Genomic DNA, 22,178 nt, shown 5'->3' on the forward strand with positions numbered 1-22,178 from the left:
TCACGCCAGCTCGGCAAGCCGCCGCTCCGGGTCCGGTGACGCGGCCCGCAGCGTCCTCGTGTACTCGTGCTGCGGGTGCAGCAGGACCTCGTCCGCCGGGCCACGTTCCACCACCGAACCCCGGAACATCACCATGATGTCATCGCTGAAGTGCCTGGCCGTGGCCAGGTCGTGGGTGATGTAGAGGACCCCGAGGTTCTCCTCCCGCTGGAGCCGGGCCAGCAGGTTGAGCACGCCGAGCCGGATCGACACGTCGAGCATCGACACCGGTTCGTCGGCGACGAGGATGCCGGGCTCCGGGGCGAGCGCCCGCGCGATGGCGACCCGTTGCCGCTGACCGCCCGAGAGCTCGTGCGGGCGGCGGGCCGCGAAGTCCTCGGCCGGGTCGAGCCGCACCCGGCGCAGGAGGTCGAGCACCCGCGTCCGCACCTGGGCCGCGGACAGCCCGGGATGGTGCAGCGCCACCGGTCGGGCGAGGTGGTGCTCGATCGTGTGGTGCGGGTTCAGCGACCCGAACGGGTCCTGGAATACCATCTGCACCTGCCCGCGGTACGCCCGCTGGGCGGCGCGCCCGCGGCCCACGGGACGGCCGTCGAGCAGGATCTGCCCCGACGTCGGCGACTCCAGGCGCATGAGCATCTTCGCGACCGTCGACTTGCCCGATCCGGACTGCCCCACCAGCGCGGTGGTGCGGCCCGGCTCCAGGGTGAACGACACGCCGTCCACGGCGCGCAGGCGCTCCGAGCGCCAGCCGTCTCGGATCCGGTAGTCCTTCGTGACGTCGCGCATCTCGAGGGTGGTCATCGCGGGTCCCCTTCCGCCAGGTCGTGCGAACCGCTGCGGACGAAGTCGCCCCGCTCCCCGGTGAGGCTGGGGAACGACGACAGCAGCCGCTTGGTGTAATCGTGCTGCGGGTCGGTGTACAGGGTCATGGCCGAGGCCTCCTCGACGATCCGGCCCTCGCGCATGACCGCGATGCGGTCGGAGATCTCCAGCAGCAGCGGCAGGTCGTGCGTGATGAACACGACCGCGAACCCGAGCTCGCTGCGCAGCCGCGAGATCTCCTGGAGGATCTCGCGCTGCACGACCACGTCGAGCGCCGTGGTCGGCTCGTCCATGATCATGACCTGCGGGTCGAGCGCCATCGCCATGGCGATCATGACGCGCTGGCGCATGCCGCCCGAGAGCTCGTGCGGGTACGCTCCGAGCCGGTTGCGGTCCACCCCGACCCGCTCCAGCAGCTCGCCGCCGCGCAGCAGCCGCTCCCGCCTCGACAGGTGCGGCCGGTGCGTGGTGAACACGTCGCCGAGCTGGTCGCGGACCTTCTTGACGGGGTTGAGCGAGTTCATGGCGCCCTGGAAGACCATGGAGATCTTCTCCCAACGGAACAGCCGCAGGTCGTCGCCGGCCAGTGCGCCGACGTCGATCGCGTGCCCCTCGCGGGAGTGGAACGTCACCTGCCCGCCCGTGACGACCGCCGGCGGCTTGAGCAGCCGGTTGATCCCGTAGGCGAGGGTCGACTTGCCGCACCCGGACTCGCCCGCGAGTCCCAGGACCTCGCCGCGGCCGAGGACGAGGGACACGTCGTCGACGGCGCGCACGGTCCGTTCGGCGCGGTACTCGACGCCGTATCGCTCGACCGTGACGACGGGGTCGACCTCGTGCCGCGGGGGCCGGGGACGCGCGTCGACGCCGGTCCCCTCCGCCGTGCCGTTCGAGGTGCCGTTCGCGCTCATGCCCGAGCCTCCGTCCCGGCGCCCTGCCCGGCGTCCCTGCGACCGGTCGTCCGGCGCGCCGGGCGGTCCAGGTGCCACCTCTTGCGCGCCTGGCGGGTCTGGTTGCGCAGGCGCGGGTTGATGACCTCGTCGATCGAGAAGTTGATGAGCGCCAGGGCCGCGCCGAACAGCGCGATCATCAGGCCCGGCGGGACGAACCACCACCAGGCGCCGAGGCGCAGCGCCAGGCCGTTCTGGGCGTAGTAGAGCATCGTGCCCCAGGTGAACGACCCCGTGGCGCCGAGCCCGAGGAACGACAGCCCGGCCTCGCCGAGGATCGCGAAGATCACGGCGAACATCGCCTGGGAGGCGAGCAGCGGCACGAGGTTCGGCAGGATCTCCACCATCAGCACCCGGTACGCGGGTTCGCCGGCCACGCGGGCCGCGAGCACGTAGTCCCGGGAGCGCACCGAGAGCGTGTACCCGCGCAGCACCCGGGCCGAGCCCGCCCAGCTCGTGATCGCCAGGACCACCGCCACGAGCCACACGCTCTTGTCCGGCACGTAGCTGGAGATGATGATGACCAGCGGCAGGCCCGGGATGACCAGCATGATGTTGGTCAGCAGGGAGAACGAGTCGTCGAGGAGGCCCCCGACGTAAGCCCCCACGACGCCGAAGAACCCCGACAGCACCACCACGATGACCCCGACGACGAGCCCGATGGTGAGCGACCCGCGCGAGGCGTAGGCGAGCTGGGCGAACACGTCCTGACCGGTCTGGGTGGTGCCCAGCAGGTGCTCCGCGCTCGGCGGGGCCAGACCCACGTCGCTCACCTGGGACGGGTCCTGGACGAGGAACGGTCCCACGACCGCGAACAGCGTCGTGGCCACGACGATCCCCAGACCGACGACGAGCTTCGGCGTCAGCGGCACCGAGAAGGCGCGCCGCCGACGACGGGCGGCCGGCGAGGGTGCGGCGTCCGGGGTGCGCGACGCGACGCCGTCCACCTCGTCCGCCCGCGAGGTCTCGGGAGGCTGCGGTTCTTGCGTGCTGATCGACATCGTCGTCCTTTCAGCTCCGGGCCCGGGTCCGCGGGTCGATCACGGAGTACAGGAGGTCCACGAGCAGGTTCGCGCCGAGGACCGAGATGGTGATGACCAGGAAGATGCCCTGCATGAGGGCGTAGTCGTTGGAGTTCACGGCCGACAGCAGCGCCGACCCGACCCCCGGGTAGGAGAAGACCGCCTCCGTGACGAGGGACCCCGCCACGACGAACCCGAGCGAGATCGCGAACCCGGACACCGACGGCAGGATGGCGTTGCGCGCCGCGTAGGTCCGCATGATGCGCCCCGGGGCGATGCCCTTGGCCTCGGCCGTGAGGATGTAGTCCTCCGAGAGGGTGGAGACCATCATGTTGCGCATCCCCACCATCCAGCCGCCCACGGACGAGATGACGATGGTGATGGCCGGCAGGGTGCCGTAGTAGATCACCGACCCGACGAACGGCAGGTTCCAGCCGATCTGCGTGGTGTAGACGTCGTAGCCGCCGTTGAGCGGGAACACCATCCACACCGACCCGAGCAGGTACAGCAGGATCAGCGCGAGCCAGAAGTACGGCACGGACTGGAACATCGTCGTGACCGGGACGAGGTTGTCCAGCCACGACCCCCGCTTCCACCCGGCGAGCGTGCCGAGCCCCACGCCGAGCACGAACGAGATCACCGTGGAGATGCCGATCAGGCCGATCGTCCACGGCAGGGTCTGGCCGATCACCTGCGTGACCGGGGCGGGGAAGTACGTCACCGAGACACCGAGGTCGCCCTGGGCGAGCTGGCGCAGGTAGTCGACGTACTGCTCCCACAGCGGTGCCGAGGTGTTGGCACCGAGGAGGAGCTCGATGGCCTCCCGCGTCGCCGGCGTGACCTGGCCCTTCTGGGCCAGCTTCGAGACGAGCTGGTCCACCGGGTTGCCGGGCATGAGCCGCGGGATCAGGAAGTTCAGGGTCAGGGCCGCCCACAGGGCGACGGCGTAGAACCCGAGCTTGCGCAGGACGAACGTCATGGCGATCGAGCCCCTCCGTCAGGTGAGTGCAGGTGCAGGTGGTCCGAGTCAGCCGGCGGGGGTGATCGTCTTGAGGACGATCCCGTTGTCCCACGCCTTCCACGAGGCGGCGAACGCGTACTTGTCGTCGTTGTCCGGCCAGCCGGTGACCCGCGTGTTGTTGAACTCCGTCAGGGTCGAGTTCACGTAGATCGGGATGTAGGGCAGGTCGGCCACGATCTGCTCCTGCACGATCGCGTACTGCGCCTTCTGCTCGGCCTCGTCCGCCGTCGCGGCGGCGGCCTCGATGGCCGCGTCCACCGTCGGGTTGTCGTACCGGGCGTAGTTGCCGCCCGAGGCCATCTCGCCCACCTTCGCGCTGTTCGTCGAGCGGTACTTGCCGTTGTACGTGTAGTAGGGGTTGTCCGACGCGCCCAGCCCGATGGAGTCCAGGGACAGCTGGAAGTTGCCCTTGACCTGGTTGTCGTTCCACTCGTTCCAGGCGATCTGGGTGGGCTTGAGCTCGATGCCGACCTCGGCGAGCTGCTGCTTCATCGTGTCGTTGAGGGAGATGAAGTCCGCCCAGCCGGTGACGGTCTGGATGGTCATGCTGAGCCGCTCGCCGTCCTTGGTGCGGATGCCGTCGTCCCCGGCCTCCCACCCGGCGTCGTCGAGGACCTTGTTCGCGGCGGCGACGTCGGCGGTCTGCGGCACCTCGAGGTTCGCGTCGTCGGCCACCCAGCCGGCGTCCCGCTCGGGCAGCAGCAGTGTCGGCGACGCGACGCCCGCGAACCCGCCACCGGCGAGCTGGTTCAGCTGGGTGCGGTCGAGGGCGTGGTAGATCGCCTGGCGGACCGCCGGGTCGGTCTGCGGGCCCTCGCAGCCCAGGTCGGCGTTCGAGCACGTGAAGACGGACGCCGTGAGGGCGGGGGTGTTGACGTAGGAGATCTGCTCGTTGTCGGCGAGCATCTGGTCGAGGCCCGGCAGGAACGAGCTCATCCAGTCGACCTGCCCGGCGAGCAGCGCGCCGGCGGCGGCGTCGGCCGTCTCCAGGGAGATGTACCGGGCCTCGTCGATGGCGGGCTTGCCCTCGTCCCAGTAGTTCTCGTTCGCCTCGATGACGTAGCTCTGCGGCGAGAACTCCTTGAGCGTGAAGGCGCCGGTGCCGACCGGGTCGGGGTTGATCGTGGTGACCGGGTCGTCGATCTCGGACCAGACGTGCTCGGCGACGATCGCCTGGTTGCCCAGCACGCCCGCCTCCTGCATGAACGAGCTCGGCTCCGGGAAGGTCAGGACGACGGTGGTGTCGTCGGTGGCCTCGGCGGTGGCGGCCGTGCCGGACGTGTTGAGCTCCGGGGTGCTCTGGAGCAGGTTGAACGTGAACGCGACGTCGGCCGCCGTGAAGGGCTCGCCGTCGGACCACGTCACCCCCTCGCGGGTGGTGATCGTCAGCTGCGAGCCGTCGTAGTTCCACGAGAAGTCGGTGCCGAGCAGGGGCGTCGGCTCGGAGGTCTCGGCGAGGTTGTACCAGAACAGCGGCTCGTAGATCACGCCGAGCGTGGGCTGCAGCGCGGTGGGCGAGAACGGGTTCCAGTTCTCGTTGATGGTGCCGGTCGCGCCGTTGAACACGGTGATCGACGTGGTCCCGCCCCCGTCGGTGCCCGTGGTGCCGGTTCCCGCGCCCGTCCCCGTGCCGGCGGTGCAGGCGGCGGTGAGGGCGATCGCCGCCGACGCGGCGGCGGCGCCGAGGACACGGCGGCTGGTGCGTCGTTGCGTGGTCATCTGTCGTCCTTCGGTCGGTCGCCGTCGTTGGCGACACCTGGCCGCTGCGCCCCCGTGGCGCACCCCCGTCGGTGGCCCGGGCGTCAGAGCTCGAGCGGCACTTACTTTTGTAGCCGATCAAAGTTAGAGGGGTCAATACCTTTGAGACGGGGAATCTCTCCTGATTCGTCGATAAGCCCTCCCCACTTCGTCAGGCTGTCGAACGAACTCCTCACCCGCTCGCCACACCGGGCGGACACCCCGCCGCCGGGTACGGTGACGACCGTGAACCGCTCCTGGACCCACGACGTCGCCGGGCTGGTCATCGCCCGACCGGCGCGGATGCTCGCCGTCGAGCCCTTCTTCATGGAGCTCGTCGCCGGGACCGAGGAGGTGCTCGCCCCCGCGCAGCGCTCCCTCCTGCTGCACGTCGTCGGCGACCTCGACGCCGAGGTCGCGACCTACCGCCGCTGGGCCGAGCACGGCACCGTCGGGGTCGTCGTCGTCACCAACGTCCGCGACGACGACCCGCGCCCCGCCGCCCTGCACGCGCTCGGCCTGCCGTTCGTCGTCGTGGGAGCCCCGCGCCCCTCCCCCGACGAGCCGCACGTGTGGATCGACAACGCCCGGCCCGCCCGCGACGTCGTCGCGTACCTCGCCGAGCAGGGTCACCGCGTCGTCGCCCGCGTCAGCGGGCCGGCGGAGTTCGCGCACACCACGACCCGCACGGAGGCGTTCGCGGCGCAGTGCGCGACCAGCGGTCTGACCCACCACGTCGTCGAGGGCGAGTACACCGAGGAGTCGGGCGCCCGGGCCACCGCCGAGCTGCTCGACCTCGACCCACGGCCCACCGCGATCGTCTACGACAACGACGTCATGGCGATCGGCGGGCTCGACCACGCCCGGTCGGCAGGGGTGGACGTCCCCGCCGACCTGTCGCTCGTCGCGTGGGACGACTCCGCGCTGTGCCGGCTCGCGAACCCTCCGCTGTCGGCCATGCACCACGACGTCCACGGCATGGGCCGGCTCGTCGGGGAGGCCGTGCTGTCCGTCCTCGACGGTGCGCCGCCGGCCACCCGCACCGCGCCGTTCCCCCGGCTTCTCGTGCGCGGGACGACGGCGCCGCCCGCCTGACCGGCTCGCGCTCTCCCGGTCAGCCCGCCACCAGACCGTCGCGGGCCGCGCGGGCGAGCGCAGGAGCCAGGGGTGCGCGCGGCAGGAGCGTCGCCTGCACGGCGTGGTAGAGGTCCGGCTTGCCCGGCCACACGTCGCCCGCCGGGCGGTTGCGCGCGTCGAGCTGGTGGAACCAGGAGCCCTGCGCGACGTCGACGAGGTGCACGGCGACCCAGTCCCACCAGGTGGCGTACAGCGCCGCGTACCGCTCCTCGCCCGTGGCGCGGTGCAGGGCGTCGGCGGCCGACACGGCCTCCGCCGCGACCCAGTGCATGCGGTCGCGCACCACGGGGGTGCCGTCCCAGTCGGTGGTGTAGACGAACCCGTCGGCACCGTCGACGGACCAGCCGTCCGTCACCGCACGGTCGAACAGGGCCACCGCGGTCGGGCGCAGCGCCGGGTCGGCCTGGTCCCCGAGCGCCGCCTCCAGCTCGACCAGCAGCCGCGCCCACTCCAGGCCGTGGCCCACGGTCGCGCCGAAGGGCTTGAACTGGTCGTCCGGCCGGTCGCGGTTGAGGTCCGGCTGCGGGGTCCAGTCCGGCCCGAAGTGCTCCGGCAGCCGGCCGTCGTGCCCCGCCGCGAGCGCCGCGACCAGCTCCGCGATGCGGGCCGCGCGGCCCCGCCACGCCGGGTCGTCGAGGGCGTCGGCCGCGGCCAGCATCGCCTCCACGGCGTGCATGTTCGCGTTGAGTCCCCGGTACTCGTCGAGCGTCGTGAACGCCGCGTCCCACGTGTCGACGCAGCGGCCCTCGTCCTCGTCCCAGAACCGGTCCAGCAGAACGCCGGTGGCCTCGTCCAGCAGCTCGCGCCCGCCGGGCAGCCCGGCGAGGGTCGCGCTGGACGCCGCCAGGACGACGAACGCGTGGTCGTAGCAGGACTTGCCCGCCGCGGTGTCGGGGGTGCCGTCGGCGGCCACGGCGTGGAACCACCCGCCGTGCTCGGCGTCGCGCAGCACGCCGGTGAGGCCCGCGAGCGCCCCGCGGGCGATCGTCGCGCTGCCGGGGACGCCGAGCATCGCGCCGAGGCTGTACACGTGCACCGTCCGGGCGGTGATCCAGGTCTGCACGCCGCGCCCCGGCTCGGGCGTGCCGTCGTCACCCAGGTAGGCGGCGCCGCCGGCGGGGTGCACGACGTCCCGCCCGAAGGCGAGCAGGCGCCGACACTCGGCGTCCAGCCAGGCCCGGTGCGTGGGCAGGTCGGTCCAGGGCGTCGTCATCGTGCGTCCTTCCAGGTCCGGGCGACGGGCTCGTCGGCGGGCACGAGCAGCGGCCCCCCGCGACCCTCCGGTCCCACGGATCGTAACGGTCGGCCCGCCCCGGGCCGCGTGTTGGCGGCGCGACCCACCGCCGGGCGTGGAATGGTGAACGTATGACGCCCGAGCCACCCGCCGTCGACCCCGAGGTCCTCACCGCGGTCGCCCGCGGCACCACCCACGACCCGCACGCCGTGCTCGGACCGCACCTGCTGCCCGACGCCGGTCCCACGGACGACGGCACGTCCTGGGCCGTCGTGCGCGTCCTGCGGCCGCTGGCCGACGAGGTGACCGTCGTCGTCGCCGGGCCCGACGGACCCACCGAGCACCCCGCCGGGCACGACGCCGCCGGCGTGTGGAGCGCCGTCGTCCCCGCGCCCGTCGACGCCGACGGCACGCGCCACGCCCCCGACTACCGGGTCCGGACCCGCTACGGCGACGACGTCCAGACCACCGACGACCCCTACCGGTTCCTCCCCTCCCTCGGCGAGGTCGACCTCCACCTCCTCGGCGAGGGCCGCCACGAGGAGCTCTGGCGCGTCCTCGGCGCCAACCCGCACACCTACCCGAGCGCGCTCGGCGACGTCACCGGCACCTCCTTCGCCGTCTGGGCACCCAACGCGCGCGGCGTCCGCCTCGTCGGCGACCACAACCGGTGGTCGCCCCTGCACCCCCTGCGCTCCCTCGGCTCCAGCGGCGTCTGGGAGATCTTCGTGCCCGGCGTCGGCCAGGGCACCCGCTACAAGTACGAGATCTGCGGGCCCGACGGCGTGTGGCGCGCCAAGGCCGACCCTCTCGCCAAGGGCACCGAGGTGCCGCCCGCCACCGCGTCCGTCGTCACCGGGTCCGCCTACACGTGGGGCGACCACGACTGGATGGAGCGTCGCCGCTCCGGCGACCAGCACGGCCGCCCGATCAGCGTCTACGAGGTCCACCTCGGGTCCTGGCGCCAGGGCCTCGGCTACCGCGAGCTCGCCGACCAGCTCACCGACTACGTCGTCGCCCAGGGCTTCACCCACGTCGAGCTGCTGCCCGTCGCCGAGCACCCCTTCGGTGGCTCCTGGGGCTACCAGGTCACCGGCTACTACGCGCCCACCGCCCGGTTCGGCCACCCCGACGACTTCCGCCACCTCGTCGACCGCCTCCACCAGGCCGGCATCGGCGTCATCCTCGACTGGGTCCCCGGCCACTTCCCCAAGGACGAGTTCGCCCTCGCCCGGTTCGACGGCACCCCCCTGTACGAGCACGCCGACCCGCGCCGCGGCGAACAGCTCGACTGGGGCACCTACGTCTTCGACTTCGGCCGCCGCGAGGTCCGCAACTTCCTCGTCGCGAACGCCACCTACTGGCTCGAGGAGTTCCACGCCGACGGCCTGCGCGTCGACGCCGTCGCCTCCATGCTCTACCTCGACTACTCCCGCGAGGACGGCGAGTGGGAACCCAACGTCCACGGCGGCCGCGAGAACCTCGAGGCCATCGCGTTCCTCCAGGAGGCCAACGCCACCGCCTACCGCCGCAACCCCGGCGTCCTCATGATCGCCGAGGAGTCCACCGCGTTCCCCGGCGTCACCCGCCCCACCAGTGCCGGCGGCCTCGGGTTCGGCCTCAAGTGGAACATGGGCTGGATGAACGACTCCCTGCGGTACGTCGACAAGGACCCCATGTACCGCAGCCACCATCACGGCGAGCTGACGTTCTCCCTCGTGTACGCCTTCTCCGAGCAGTACGTCCTGCCCATCAGCCACGACGAGGTCGTCCACGGCAAGGGGTCCCTGCTGCGCAAGATGCCGGGCGACCGCTGGCAGCAGCTCGCCGGCGTCCGCGCGTTCCTCGCCTACCAGTGGACCCACCCCGGCAAGCAGCTCCTCTTCATGGGCTCCGAGTTCGCGCAGGACACCGAGTGGAACGAGGGCCGCAGCCTCGACTGGCACCTCCTCGACGACCCCGGCCACACCGGGGTGCACCGCGTCGTCGCGGACCTCAACGGCCTCTACCGCGCCACCCCCGCCCTGTGGGAACGCGACTTCGACGGCGGCGGCTTCGAGTGGCTCGACGCCGACGACGCCGCCCGCAACGTCCTCGCCTACGTCCGCCGCGCCGCCGACGGCTCCCCCGTCGTCGTGGTCGTCAACTTCGCGGGCGTCCCCCACGAGGGCTACCGCGTCGGCCTCCCCCACTGCGGCACCTGGGGCGAGGCCCTCAACACCGACGACCTGCGCTACGGCGGCTCGGGCGTGGTCAACACCGTGGTCCACACCGAGCACGTCGCCCACCACGGCCGCGAGCACTCCGCCGTGCTGCGCGTGCCGCCGCTCGGTGCGCTGGTGCTGACGCCGCGCTGATCCTCGTGCGGGCCGGGGTGGGGGTGGGGTCCTCGGTCACGGCCACGAGCGCGACCCGAGCCGCGCGCACGACGGAGGCGGTGGGGACGAGGCGTGGGGCGCGGTCGTCAGACCGGAAGTGGAGGGCCCCCTGGGGCCCGTGAACGCGACCGCGCCCCACGCCTCGTCACCGCTGCCGGGCCAGGGCCCGGACCCGGACCCGGGACCGGAAGCGGCGAAGGGCTCAGTACAGGTACATCGCCAGGTGGCGGCGGGCCTTCGTCACGCGGGGGTCGGTGGCGCCGACGACCTCGAAGTACTCGACGAGGCGCGCGCGCAGCTTCTCCTTGGCGTCGGCGTCCGCGGCGGGGAGCAGGTCGAGGAGCCGCGCGAGGGCGTCCTCGACCTTGCCGCCGAGCATGTCCATGTCCGCGACGGCGAGCTGGGCGTCGGCGTCCTCGGGGGCGGACGCCGCGGCGGCGCGCACCTGGTGGAGGTCGGCGTCGCGGGTGCGCTGCATGAGGTGGACCTGGGCGAGGCCGGCGACGGCGTCGGTGTCCTTCGGGTCCTGCTTGAGGGCGCGCTCGTAGGCGGTGGCGGCGGCGTCGAGGTCGTCCCGCTCGATGGCGTCGTACGCCTCCTGGTGGAGCGGCGGCAGGGGCTCCGGCTCCGGCTCGGGGGCGGGTGCGTCGGTGTCCGGGACGCCGCCCTGGGCGGGGGCGCGGCCGGTGACGCCGTTCTGCTCGGCGGCGGCGAGGACCTGGTCGAGGACCTGGCGGATCTGGTCCTCGGGGGCGGCGCCCGCGAAGAGGGGCAGCGGCTGGCCCTGGAGGACGGCGACGACGGTGGGCACGCCCTGGGCCTGGAAGGCGCCGGCGATCTGGGGGGACGTCTGGACGTCGACGCGGCCGAGGAGGAACCTGCCGGCGTAGTCGTCGGCGAGGCGTCCGAGGAGGGTGCCGAGGTCGGCGTTGGCCTGGTCGGTGGGCATCCAGAGCAGGACGACGACGGGGTACCGGGTGGAGTCCTGGACGATCTGCTGGAAGTTCGCGTCGGTGACGTCGACGACGTACCCGCCGGCCGTCGGAGCTCCCCCGGGCTCTCCGGGGGGCGGCGCCTGGGGGCGGGTGAGCGCCGACAGGTCGACGGCGCCGCGGGTGCTGATGCCGGGCTCGGGCATGGGGTTGCTCATGGGGCTCATCCTACGGAGGCGTCGGGGCGGGTGGCCGCGGGGACGACGGAGCCCGGCACCGTCCGGGGACGGTGCCGGGCCGGCGCGGTCACTTCTTGCGGTCGGTGTTCTTCTTGTCGGGGATGCTCGTGTCGGCGGCGACGGCCACGTGGGAGTAGCCGAGGGGGCGCATGAGCTCCTCGGACCCGGCGGGCGGCACGTAGAGGGCGACCTGGTCGGTGTACTCGACGTACAGCTCGTTGGTGGCGTCCTTGTCGCCGACGAGCGCCTTCTGGGTCTCGGTGAGGGGGTTGATCTCCCCGTCCTCCTCGACCTTGATGCGCACGTTGCCGTCGAGGGCGCCCATGACGACGGCGCCGCCGTCGGAGGTGCGCACGGCCACGAGGTCGCCCTGCGGGACGAACGTGAGGGCGTACTCGCCGTCGGCCTCGCCGAACCCGTCGTTCTCGCGGACGCTGCTGGCGTCGGCCTGGACGCGGGCGACGAGGTCCTGGCTGCCGGAGGGCAGCTCGAACGCGGCGGCGTTCTTGGAGTCGTCGGTGCCCTTGGTGACGAGGTCGGCGTACTGGGCGAGGGCGTCGGCGGGGGTGACGGCGAGGGAGTCGTCGTCGGGCGTGACGGCGTCCGACCCGATGAGCTCGGGGTCGGCGAAGTTGGGCATGGTGGTGCCGGGGATGAGCTGCACCCAGGCCCAGAGCCGGTAGTTGTCCCGCGCGGAGGCCTGCTGGTAGGCGACGAGGCGGTTGACCTCGAGGTCGGCCGTGGGCTCGGTGATGGTGTAGCTCACGCGGGGCCAGGTCTGCGTGGTGGGCAGGATGGAGCGCAGGACGTCGGTGGGGATGTCGGTGACGAGCGAGTCGTCCTTGCGCTCGGCGGCGACCTTGAGCTGGCTGCTGCGCACCTCGAGGGCCGGCCCGGTGACGCGGGCCTTGAGGAGCTTGGCGTCGCGTTCCTCGCTGGCCTCGGTCAGGACGGACGCGACGTCGGCGACGACGGCGTCCTCCTGCTCGACGGTCACCATGGGGCCGGTGAACGGCTCCTCGGCGGTGGGGGTGGGCACCTCCTGGGCGCAGCCGGCGAGGAGCGCGACGGCGCCGGCGGCGCCGATCGCGACGGTGGCGGCTCGCCGACCGGCGGTGCGGCGGGTCGTGGCGGTCATCGGTTCCCCTCGTCGGTCGTGTCGTCGGTGCCGGTGTCGCGGTCGGCGGCGCCGGCGTCGAAGCCCCAGGTCTGGCGCCAGGCCGCGGACCGGCGGGACCGGTCGGTGGGCTCGGGCCGGCCGGGTGCCGCGCCGGGCGTGCCGTCCGGCGGGGGCGGGACGACGGGGGTCTGCCCGGTGAGGGCGCGCAGCGCACGTCCCATGCCGGTGCCGCCGGCCTGGCGGCGCTCCTCCTCCTGGAGGCGGAGCTCACGGCGGGTGAGGGGGCGGCCGTCGCGGAGGGCCGCCTGGGTGCCGGTGATGGGCTCGGGCTCGTCGACCGGGGACGCGGGGGCGGCGGGGACGGGCTCGTGCACGGCGGTGGCGGTGAGGTCGGCCTCCGGCTCGGCGGCGGGCGCGGGCCGCTGCCCGAGGCGGGAGCGGCGGGAGAACCGCCCGGCGACGGGCACCGGCGCGGTGCCGGAGCCCTCGCGCTCGTCGTCCGGGGTGCTCTCGGTTGCGGCGGGTTCGGCGTCGGGCTGCGCCGGGGCCGGGGCGGGCGCGGTGCCGGGCGCCGCGGCCGCGGGCCAGCCGGCGCCCGCGGCGGGCGACGTCCAGGGGCTGACGGGGCCGTCGCCCGCCGGGGACCCGGCCGACGCGGCGGACGCCGACGACGTCGGGGACTGCGCCGAGCGGGCGGAGCGGGCGGCTCGGCGCTGCCTGCGCCGTCCGACGACGAGCATGACGACGCCGACGAGGAGCAGGACGGCTCCGACGCCGACGGCGGGCCACAGCAGCGGCGTGGCGACGTCGCGCACCCAGGTGAGCCGGAGCGTCGGGGCGGTGACGGTGTCGGCCGCGGCCTCGTCCTGCGTGGCCTCGTCCGCGGCGGCGTCGCCCTCGCCCTCCTCGGCGGGCGCGGCGCCGGTGGCGGCCGCCATGACGACCCAGGGGCCGGGGCGGTCGCTCCAGCGCAGCGTGACCTCGCCGGGCTCGGTCTGCTCGCTGAGCCACAGGTCGGAGCCGCGGGGGTCGAGCAGGGCCGGTGCGGCCTCCTCGGCCTCGGCGTCGGCCGCCTCGTCACCCTCCTCGGGCGTCGCGGCGGCGACCTGCGTGGTCGACAGGGTCTCCCAGTCGGTCATGCCGGTGACGCGCGTGTAGGCGTCCTCGCCGAGCCAGCCGAGGGCGTCGACGTCGCGGCCGACGACGAGGGTGACCTGCTGGCCGTCCGGCACCGAGGCGGTGACCGTGACGTCCGTGCCGACCATGCCCAGCACCCCCGGGTCGGTGACGACGACGGTGCCGTCACCCGCGGGGCGGGCTGTCGCGACCACCGTGTCCGACTCCTTGAGCACGGTCGCGGACGCGACCCCGAACGCGATGACGCCCAGTCCGAGGACGGCCAGGACGGCACCGAGAATGCGTTGCAGCACCGAGTTTCCCTTCGACGTGGACTTCTCAGGATAGGGACACCTGCGGGCGCACCCGCCCCTGGGGCCGGGAGCGCGGGATGGTTCACCAACCCTTCACGAGTCGGGTACCGATGGCCCCGAGCCTGGCACGACCGGCGCGGCGACGGCGAGGCCAGGCGGCGTCCGGCGCGTCGGGGCGCCGCGCAGGGGTCCCGGCGGCGTCCGTCGTGCGGCCCCGGGGTGCCGCCCGGGCTGCGCCCGCACTATCCTGGCCGGTGCCGAGGCGCACCCACGACGTACGGAGGTCTCCACGTGTCCGACGAGCGCACGCTCTTCCCGATCGCCATGCGCGGTTACGACCGCGCGGCGGTCGAGAACCAGATCGCCCGCCTGGAGCAGGCCCTGGAGGAGGCCCGACGCAACGTCGAGGCCACGGACGGGCGTGCCATGCAGCTCTCGTCCGAGCTGGCCGAGGCGCACCGTCAGCTCCGCGAGAACGACAAGCCGTCGTACGCAGGCCTCGGCGCCCGCGCGGAGCGGCTGCTGCGGACGGCCGACGAGCAGGCCGCGGAGGTCCTCACCCAGGCGAACCAGCAGGCCGCCGACGTGATGGCCCGCGCGAAGCTGTCCGCCGGTCAGGTGCGCCAGCGCGCCGAGTCCGAGGCCTCCGAGCTGCTCGGCAGCGCCCGCCGCGAGGCGGAGGAGGTCCGCGCCACGACGTCGGCCGAGACGGAGGGGGTCCTGCAGGGCGCCCAGCGTCGCGCCGAGGAGCTCATCGGCTCCGCGGAGCGCGAGGCCGCGCTCATCACCAGCACCCTCGCCACCGAGGAGAGCGAGCGGCGCGCGAGCCTGGAGCGCGAGATCGGCACGCTGCGGTCCACCGCGGAGCGCGAGGTGACCGAGGCCCGCGTCGTCGCGGAGCGCGAGATCGCGCAGGCCCGCGCCGAGGCCGCCGCGGAGGCGGCGGCGCTGCGCGAGGAGGCCGACCGCGAGTCCACGGGGCTCATGGAGCGCACCCGCAACGAGGCGGCGCGGATCGTCGCGGACGCGAAGCACCAGGCCGCCGAGGCCGCCGCGGCCGTCACCGCCGAGCTGGAGCAGCTCCGCGAGCAGGCCCGCGCCACGCTGGCGGACGCCGACCTGTCGGCCGCGCAGACCCGGGAGCTGGTCGAGGCCCAGGCCGCGGAGCGTCACGAGGTGGCCCGCGCCGAGACGGAGCGACTCGTGCAGGCGGCGGAGGAGCACGCCGCCGAGGCGGAGAAGCGCGTCGCGGTGGCGCTCGCGCAGGCCGACCAGGTCCGCAGCGAGTCCGACGCGTACGTCAAGGAGCTCCTCGCCGACGCCCGCCGCACCGCGGACCGCATCGTGTCCGAGGCACGGGCGTTCGCCGAGCAGACGGTGTCGGACGCGCGGGTCGAGGCGGACCAGAGCCGCACGACGGCGCAGCGTCAGCTCGAGGACCTCACGCGCCGGCACGACTCCATCAACTCCTACCTGGAGGAGCTGCGCGGGCTGCTCGGCTCGGAGCAGGCCTCGGGTGCCGCGTCGTCCGTGCCGGCGGACGGCGTGCCTGTCGCCGAGGTCGAGGCCCCGCAGGCTCCGGCCGCGTCGTCGGCCTCGCCGGTCGCCCCTGCGCGCCCGGCCGGTCCCGCGCAGACCCCCGCCCAGGCGGCCCGTGCCGCGTCCACGCAGTCCGCGGAGGACGCGGCCGACGAGCCGGACGCCGACACCACGTCCGCCGACGAGGAGCCCGCGCCGACGAACGCCTGACGGCGCTCGCCCGACCGCACTCACGCACGACGGCCCGTCCTCGGTCTTCGGCGGTTTCCAGGGGTCCTCGCAACACCTGATGGTTTATGTGGCCGTCAGTAGACCACGCAGACGCTCGGCTGGGGTATCCCAGTCGAGCGTCTTGCGTGGTCGGCCGTTGAGTTCCTGGGCGACGTGTTCGAGGTCTTCGGGCCCGTAGGCCCGCAGGTCGGTGCCCTTGGGGAAGTACTGACGCAGCAGACCGTTGGTGTTCTCGTTCGATCCGCGCTGCCAGGGCGAGTGCGGGTCGCAGAAGTAGACCGGCACGTTCGTGGCAATCGTGAACTGGCGATGGGCGGCCATCTCGCTGCCCTGGTCCCAGGTCAGCGAGCCACGCAGGTGCGCGGGCAGGGTCCCGATCAGCGGGACCAGAACGTCGCGGACCTCCTCGGCGGTGTGTCCACCGGGCAGATGTCCGAGGAGCACGTAGCGGGTGGTGCGTTCCACCAGGGTCACGATCGCGGACTGCGAGGCGGTACCCACGATCAGGTCACCTTCCCAGTGGCCGGGCACGGCCCGGTCGGCGACCTCGGCCGGTCGTTCGGAGATCATCACCATCTCGTCGGCGAACCGGGGCGTGCGCTGCTCCGCGCTACGGCGCGGCTTGCGGCGGGTGCGTCCGGTGCGCAGCGCGGCCGCGACCTCACGACGCAGCCCGCCGCGGGCCTGGACGTAGAGCGCCTGGTAGATCGTCTCGGTACTCACCCGCATGCTCTCGTCGTTCGGATACTCCTTGACCAGAGCGTGACAGATCTGTTCGGGCGACCACCGCACCGCGAGCTTGGCGGTCACGTACTGGCGCAGCGGACCATTCACGGCGAGCTTGGCCCGCTTGGGGCGCGCCCGAGACGCCACCCAGGACCGCTGGGCCGCATGGGGTCGGTAGACCCCGCCGGCCGACCGGGCGTCGATCTCGCGCTTGATCGTCGAGGCCGGGCGCCCCAGCGCCCGCCCGATCGCCCGCAACGAGGCGCCCTCACGGCGCAGGTCAGCGATCTGCTCCCGCTCCGCCAACGTCAAGAACCGTGGATCCAGCTCGGCCTCCAGCGCAGCGAGCGAGGGCGTGATGGCCACTTCCACATGAGTCGTCACGCCCGTGGTGTAGTCCACCCGGCGACCATCCGGGTAGATGCGAGCCCCGCGAGCCTTCCGTACCCCGGCGTCCCAGTCCAGCGCGGTACGCACGTTGACCCCGACCTGCTGCGCGGCCCGCCGCCGGGACATACCCGTGCGGCGAAGCTGTTCGTACTCGACCCTGCGCGGATGCGGGCCACGCCCACCCTGCCCCTCAGAACGCCGACCAGCCTTGCGCACCCACCCGGCAGCCGTATGCCTGTTCACCCCGACCACGCGCGCCGCGATCGTCGCACTCGCTACCTCGTCGAAGACCTCGAAGAACCGCGCCCTGAGCTCTGGTGAAACCACGATCCCCGCAACCCCCTGAAATCCAGGGTGTTGCGGGGACCGCTAGAACCGGCCCTTCCCGAGGACGGGCCGTCGTCGTACCGCGGCTCAGCGGCGGGTGGCGCGGGCGTGCAGCGCCGCGAGGGCCGCCGCCACCGCGGCGGGCTCCTCGACGGCGCTGAGGTGGCCGGCGTTCGGCACGACCGTCAGCGTCGCGTCCCGCGCGGCGGCCACCATGTGCTTCGCGTCCTGCACGGGGGTGATCTGATCCTCCGCACCCACCACGACGGCGACGGGACCGTCGAACTCCGCCAGGACGTGCGTGCGGTCCGGCCGCGCGGCCATCGCCCGCTGCGCCCACGCGATCCCGGACGGCGACTGCGACCGGATCCAGTGCTCCACCGTCGGGTAGAGGCTGCGCCGCTCCAGGTGGCTGGTGGGCCCCAGCACCTTGGCGGGCATGCCCATGACCGCGTCCAGGGTCTGGGAGTCCTCGACGGTCCGCGCGATCTGCAGCCGGTTGGTCCGCACCTCGTCGGGGTCGACGGTCGTCTTGGTGTCGAGCATCCCGATGCCGTGCACGAGGTCGGGATGGCGGTCGGCGAGGGCGAGGGCGACGTAGCCACCCATCGACAGGCCGGCCACGACGACGTTCCCCTCACCGTGCGCGCGCAGCGTCGCGTGCACGGCGTCGGCGGCGGCGTCGAGGCTCGCCGCGACGCCCCCGAGGTCACTGTGCCCCTGCCCCGGCAGGTCGACGGCGAGGACGCGCAGCCCGTCCGGCAGGTGCGCGACCGTCGGCGCCCACATGCGATGGTCGAACGGGAAGGCGTGCAGCAGCAGCAGCGGCACGCCCACGCCGTCGCGCAGGACGTAGTCGGCCAGGGTCGGGGACGTCATCGTCATCATCCTCTCGTCGGGACGGGTGGGACGTCCGACGGGGCCTGGGTGACCTCGCCGTCGTAGTGCGTGGGCAGGGGTGCGTGCCCGGGCAGCACGTGCGCGACGATCTCGTCGAGCACGCGGCGCACGGCCGGCTCCCCCACCCACAGGTGCTTGGCGCCGTCCACGCCGATCACCTCGGCCTGCGGGACCCGCGCGAACCGTTCGCGCGCCTCGGCGGGACGCAGGTAGTCGTCGTGCTCGGGCACGAGGACCACGAGCGGCTTGCCGAACGCGGCCCACCGGTCGAGGTCCGCGTCGGTGGCCCGGTGCAGGGGCGGCGACAGCAGGATCGCGCCCTCGATGCTCGGGTCGGCGCCGTGCTTGAGCACGAGCTCGGTGCCGAACGACCAGCCGACGAGCCACGGCCGGGGCAGCTCGCGGAACTCGGCGAGCTCCAGGGCGGCGGCGACGTCGAACCGTTCGGCCTCGCCGCCGTCGAACTCCCCCTCGGAGGTGCCGCGGGGCGACGACGTGCCGCGGGTGTTGAACCGCAGGACCGCGAGGTCGGCCAGCGCCGGGAGCCGCCACGCCGCCTTGCGGTACACGTGGGAGTCCATGTAGCCGCCGTGCGTGGGCAGCGGGTGGAACGTCAGCAGCGTCGCGACGGGGTCCCGGTCGGCCGGCAGGGCGAGCTCGCCGACGAGCGTGAGACCGTCGGCGGTGTGCAACTCGACGTCCTCCCTCCGCCCGGGCAGGACGGACAGGGAGCGGATCTGGTGGCCGGTGGCGGCGTCGTCGTTCATCACCTCCAGCCTAGTTCGCGGCGCGTCTCCCGCCCGGTGGACGGGGCGTCCCGGCCGAGGTCAGCGCAGGCGTTCCCGCCGGTCGAAGCAGGAGGAGTGCCAGTGCCGGCGCGCCTCCAGCCCGGCGGCCTCCCCGCCGACGACGTCCCGCTGCCAGGCGACCACGTGGGGCGTGCCGGGCGGGATCTGCTGGTGGCACGCCGGGCAGGTGTAGGACTTGTCGCCCGTGACGCGCCGCACCGTCCACTGCCCGTCGCGGCCGTCGACGTGCCGCACTCCCCCGCGGGCCCGCTCGACGTCCAGCTCGGGGTGCTCGGCGCTCCACGGGCGCTTGCGGGAAGGTCGACGGTTCGGCATGCGCACCATTGTCGCGCGTCGGTCGTCCGGCCGCGGGCGCAGCCGGCGCACAGGTGCGACCGCTACAGTGTCCCGGGTTTGCTACCGCGACCGCACTGCTGCCGACCGAAGGGCCTCCCGTGAAGCTCCGCACCTCCGTCGCCCTCGCCGCGACGCTCGCCGCCACCCTCACCCTGTCCGCGTGCGCCGGGGAGAGCGACGGTTCGAGCGACGACGCGACGCCGTCGGCCTCGGCGTCGGCCGAGTCGTCCGCGTCGGCCGACGCGACGACCGCCCCGGAGCCGACGGCGGAGGACATCGCCGCGCTCGAGGCCGTCGAGGTCACCGGTGACGCCGGCTCCGAGCCGGAGCTCGTGTTCTCCGACCTCACCGTGTCCGTGCCGACCACCCGCAACGTCGACGCCGGTGACGGCACCGAGCTCGCCGACGGCATGAAGGTGACCATGCAGTACGTCGCCTACGACGCCACGGGCGAGCGCCTCGGCTCCACCTGGGAGACGGACGCCCCGCAGAGCTTCGTCCTGGGCGACCCCAGCTTCGACCTGCTCACCGAGCCGCTGACCGGCCAGAAGGTCGGCGCGCGCCTCCTCATCGCGAACCCCACCTACGACGCGGACAACAACCCGTCGACCGTGGTGAACCTCGTCGAGGTCGTCGACGCGTACGAGATCCCGTCGCGCGCCGAGGGCACGGCCGTGGAGCCCGCGGAGGGCCTGCCCACCGTCACCCTCGCCGACGACGGCGCCCCGTCGATCGAGATCCCCGAGGGCTACGAGGGCCCGTCCGAGCTCGTCGCGCAGACCCTCATCGAGGGCGAGGGCGAGAAGGTCACGGCCGAGCAGACCGTCACCGCGCACTACACGGGCTGGACGCTCGACGGCGAGGTCTTCGACTCGTCCTGGGAGCGCGGCGAGCCGTCGTCGTTCTCCCTCCAGGGCGTCATCGAGGGGTGGACCGAGGGCCTGGCCGGCAAGACCATCGGCAGCCAGGTGCTGCTCGTCATCCCGGCGGACCAGGCGTACGGCGCCGAGGAGAGCGCGGACAACGAGCTCGCCGGCCAGGACCTGGTCTTCGTCGTCGACATCCTCGACGCCGACTGACCCCTCCCGCGAGTCAGCGCAGGATCCGCCGAGTCAGCGCGGGATCCCGCGAGTCGGCGCAGGTCACCTGAGCGGCCCCGCACCTCCCCGGAGGTGCGGGGCCGCTCCGCGTCGCGACGGGGCGTCCGGCCGCCAGGTAGTTTTTGCCCATGACGAGCGACACCGAACGCGAGATCCTCACCTGGTCCGACTTCGGGGAGGCCTCGCGCCGCCTCGCCGAGCAGGTGGTGGCGGACGGGTTCCGGCCCGACGTCGTCGTCGCGATCGCGCGCGGCGGCCTCGTGCCCGGCGGTGCCATCGCCTACGCGCTCGGCACCAAGGGCGTCGGCACGATGAACATCGAGTTCTACACGGACATCGGCCGCACCCTCGACGACCCGCGCGTCCTGCCGCCCCTCATGGACACGTCCGACCTCACCGGGTCGCGTGTCCTCGTCGTCGACGACGTCGCCGACTCGGGCCGCACGCTGGAGCTCGTCATGCGGATGCTCGACGGCCACGGCGCCGACGCCCGCGCCGCCGTCCTCTACACCAAGCCGCGCTCCGTGATCCGCCCCGAGTACTCGTGGCGGGAGACCGACCGGTGGATCACGTTCCCGTGGTCCGCGGAGCCGCCCGTCGAGGGCGCGAACAGCGACGTCGTCGCCTGACGAGGCGGCTCCGGACGCACGAACGGGCCCGCACGCTCCTGGCGTGCGGGCCCGTTCGCGCGAGGCGGGTCAGAAGTCCCAGTCGTCGTCCTCGGTCTCGACGGCCTTGCCGATGACGTAGGAGGAGCCGGAGCCGGAGAAGAAGTCGTGGTTCTCGTCGGCGTTGGGGCTGAGCGCGGCGAGGATGGCCGGGTTGACGTCGGTCGCGTCCTTGGGGAACAGCGCCTCGTAGCCCAGGTTCATGAGGGCCTTGTTGGCGTTGTAGCGCAGGAACTTCTTGACGTCCTCGGTGAGCCCGAGCTCGCCGTAGAGGGACTCGGTGTAGGCGACCTCGTTCTCGTACAGCTCGAAGAGGAGGTCGAAGGTGTAGGCCTTCATCTCGTCCTGCTCGGCCTGCGTGAGCTTGGCCAGGCCCTTCTGGAACTTGTAGCCGATGTAGTACCCGTGCACGGCCTCGTCGCGGATGATGAGGCGGATGAGGTCGGCCGTGTTGGTGAGCTTGGCGCGGCTCGACCAGTACATGGGCGCGTAGAAGCCGGAGTAGAAGAGGAACGACTCCAGCATGGTGGAGGCGACCTTGCGCTTGAGGGGGTCGTCGCCGCGGTAGTACTCGAGGACGATCTCGGCCTTGCGCTGCAGGTGCGGGTTCTCCTCGGACCACGCGAACGCGGCGTCGATCTCCTTGGTGGAGATGAGGGTGGAGAAGATCGACGAGTAGCTCTTGGCGTGCACCGACTCCATGAACGCGATGTTGGTGTACACCGCCTCCTCGTGCGGGGTCAGCGCGTCGGGGATGAGCGACACGGCGCCGACGGTGCCCTGGATCGTGTCGAGCAGCGTGAGACCCGTGAACACGCGGGTCGTCATGAGCTTCTCGGCCTCGGACAGGGTGTTCCACGACTGGATGTCGTTCGACACCGGCACCTTCTCGGGCAGCCAGAAGTTGCCGACGAGCCGGTCCCAGACCTCGAGGTCCTTCTCGTCCTGCAGACGGTTCCAGTTGATCGCGGTGACGCGATCGATGAGCTTCAGCTTCCCCGTGGGTGCCATGTCCTTCTCTCCTGCTGCCCCGGACCGACCGGGACGTGGCTACGAAACGAACGCTACGCCGTCGTGCGCCATCGGTTGTCGTGCTGGTGCCCGGACGACGAGCGGGGACCGGAAGG

General features: G+C 73.0%; 19 protein-coding genes. 5 read left to right on the forward strand and 14 right to left on the reverse strand.

Annotation, left to right across the window (positions count from 1 at the left end; all coding sequences use genetic code 11):
• Genes ATJ88_RS13190 through ATJ88_RS13210 form a run of 5 tightly spaced genes read right to left on the reverse strand, consistent with a single transcriptional unit; the run spans position 1 to position 5,537 of the window.
• Complete coding sequence (locus ATJ88_RS13190) at positions 1–804, reverse strand: ABC transporter ATP-binding protein (RefSeq protein ID WP_098464222.1); 804 nt, start codon at positions 802–804, stop codon at positions 1–3.
• The gene (locus ATJ88_RS13195) at positions 801–1,736 is read right to left on the reverse strand and encodes an ABC transporter ATP-binding protein (protein ID WP_098464223.1); all 936 of its coding nucleotides are present in this window, start codon (positions 1,734–1,736) and stop codon (positions 801–803) included. Before ATJ88_RS13195 ends, ATJ88_RS13190 begins: the two co-directional genes overlap by 4 nt.
• On the reverse strand, positions 1,733–2,776 hold the full coding sequence (locus tag ATJ88_RS13200) for an ABC transporter permease (RefSeq protein ID WP_098464224.1): 1,044 nt from the start codon (positions 2,774–2,776) through the stop codon (positions 1,733–1,735). The genes ATJ88_RS13195 and ATJ88_RS13200 overlap by 4 nt, the downstream gene beginning before the upstream one ends.
• 10 nt (positions 2,777–2,786) lie before the next feature.
• Positions 2,787–3,776 (reverse strand): ABC transporter permease, encoded by a 990-nt coding sequence (locus ATJ88_RS13205; protein ID WP_098464225.1) that lies wholly within the window; start codon positions 3,774–3,776, stop codon positions 2,787–2,789.
• A gap of 48 nt (positions 3,777–3,824) precedes the next feature.
• On the reverse strand, positions 3,825–5,537 hold the full coding sequence (locus tag ATJ88_RS13210) for an ABC transporter substrate-binding protein (RefSeq protein ID WP_098464226.1): 1,713 nt from the start codon (positions 5,535–5,537) through the stop codon (positions 3,825–3,827).
• A 264-nt stretch (positions 5,538–5,801) separates the two neighbouring features.
• Between ATJ88_RS13210 and ATJ88_RS13215 the strand changes: the two genes are divergently transcribed.
• Complete coding sequence (locus ATJ88_RS13215; RefSeq protein WP_245852426.1) at positions 5,802–6,650, forward strand: LacI family DNA-binding transcriptional regulator; 849 nt, start codon at positions 5,802–5,804, stop codon at positions 6,648–6,650.
• A 19-nt stretch (positions 6,651–6,669) separates the two neighbouring features.
• Here the strand turns inward: ATJ88_RS13215 and ATJ88_RS13220 are convergent, their stop codons facing one another.
• Positions 6,670–7,905, reverse strand: coding sequence for an AGE family epimerase/isomerase (locus tag ATJ88_RS13220; RefSeq protein ID WP_098464227.1), 1,236 nt, complete (start codon positions 7,903–7,905; stop codon positions 6,670–6,672).
• A gap of 152 nt (positions 7,906–8,057) precedes the next feature.
• On the opposite strand from ATJ88_RS13220, the gene glgB reads away from it, so the two are divergent.
• Positions 8,058–10,283, forward strand: coding sequence for a 1,4-alpha-glucan branching protein GlgB (gene glgB, locus ATJ88_RS13225; protein WP_098464228.1), 2,226 nt, complete (start codon positions 8,058–8,060; stop codon positions 10,281–10,283).
• Between the two features lie 223 nt (positions 10,284–10,506).
• On the opposite strand, the gene ATJ88_RS13230 is transcribed toward glgB, so the two are convergent.
• From ATJ88_RS13230 to ATJ88_RS13240, 3 genes are all read right to left on the reverse strand, one after another.
• Positions 10,507–11,454 (reverse strand): tetratricopeptide repeat protein, encoded by a 948-nt coding sequence (locus ATJ88_RS13230; RefSeq protein WP_098464229.1) that lies wholly within the window; start codon positions 11,452–11,454, stop codon positions 10,507–10,509.
• A gap of 88 nt (positions 11,455–11,542) precedes the next feature.
• Positions 11,543–12,613: a DUF8094 domain-containing protein gene (locus ATJ88_RS13235; RefSeq protein ID WP_098464230.1), complete on the reverse strand. Its 1,071-nt coding sequence runs from the start codon at positions 12,611–12,613 to the stop codon at positions 11,543–11,545.
• Positions 12,610–14,025: a hypothetical protein gene (locus ATJ88_RS13240; protein ID WP_098464231.1), complete on the reverse strand. Its 1,416-nt coding sequence runs from the start codon at positions 14,023–14,025 to the stop codon at positions 12,610–12,612. The genes ATJ88_RS13235 and ATJ88_RS13240 overlap by 4 nt, the downstream gene beginning before the upstream one ends.
• A 291-nt stretch (positions 14,026–14,316) precedes the next feature.
• On the opposite strand from ATJ88_RS13240, the gene ATJ88_RS13245 reads away from it, so the two are divergent.
• On the forward strand, positions 14,317–15,774 hold the full coding sequence (locus tag ATJ88_RS13245; protein ID WP_098464232.1) for a coiled-coil domain-containing protein: 1,458 nt from the start codon (positions 14,317–14,319) through the stop codon (positions 15,772–15,774).
• Positions 15,775–15,858: 84 nt separating this feature from the next.
• Here the strand turns inward: ATJ88_RS13245 and ATJ88_RS13250 are convergent, their stop codons facing one another.
• From ATJ88_RS13250 to ATJ88_RS13265, 4 genes are all read right to left on the reverse strand, one after another.
• On the reverse strand, positions 15,859–17,037 hold the full coding sequence (locus ATJ88_RS13250) for an IS30 family transposase (protein WP_141538613.1): 1,179 nt from the start codon (positions 17,035–17,037) through the stop codon (positions 15,859–15,861).
• Positions 17,038–17,325: 288 nt separating this feature from the next.
• Complete coding sequence (locus tag ATJ88_RS13255) at positions 17,326–18,117, reverse strand: alpha/beta fold hydrolase (RefSeq protein WP_342744853.1); 792 nt, start codon at positions 18,115–18,117, stop codon at positions 17,326–17,328.
• A 5-nt stretch (positions 18,118–18,122) separates the two neighbouring features.
• The gene (locus ATJ88_RS13260) at positions 18,123–18,905 is read right to left on the reverse strand and encodes an alpha/beta hydrolase (protein WP_098464234.1); all 783 of its coding nucleotides are present in this window, start codon (positions 18,903–18,905) and stop codon (positions 18,123–18,125) included.
• Positions 18,906–18,965: 60 nt separating this feature from the next.
• Positions 18,966–19,262, reverse strand: coding sequence for a hypothetical protein (locus tag ATJ88_RS13265; RefSeq protein WP_098465343.1), 297 nt, complete (start codon positions 19,260–19,262; stop codon positions 18,966–18,968).
• Positions 19,263–19,381: 119 nt separating this feature from the next.
• On the opposite strand from ATJ88_RS13265, the gene ATJ88_RS13270 reads away from it, so the two are divergent.
• Positions 19,382–20,362, forward strand: a complete 981-nt coding sequence (locus ATJ88_RS13270) for an FKBP-type peptidyl-prolyl cis-trans isomerase (RefSeq protein ID WP_098464235.1) — start codon at positions 19,382–19,384, stop codon at positions 20,360–20,362.
• A gap of 149 nt (positions 20,363–20,511) precedes the next feature.
• Positions 20,512–21,012, forward strand: coding sequence for a phosphoribosyltransferase (locus tag ATJ88_RS13275; RefSeq protein ID WP_098464236.1), 501 nt, complete (start codon positions 20,512–20,514; stop codon positions 21,010–21,012).
• Positions 21,013–21,081: 69 nt separating this feature from the next.
• Here the strand turns inward: ATJ88_RS13275 and nrdF are convergent, their stop codons facing one another.
• Positions 21,082–22,062, reverse strand: coding sequence for a class 1b ribonucleoside-diphosphate reductase subunit beta (nrdF, locus tag ATJ88_RS13280; protein WP_098464237.1), 981 nt, complete (start codon positions 22,060–22,062; stop codon positions 21,082–21,084).
• Positions 22,063–22,178 lie beyond the last annotated feature (116 nt).

This window comes from Isoptericola jiangsuensis (assembly GCF_002563715.1).
In the GTDB taxonomy this organism is placed as follows: Bacteria; Actinomycetota; Actinomycetes; order Actinomycetales; family Cellulomonadaceae; genus Isoptericola; species Isoptericola jiangsuensis.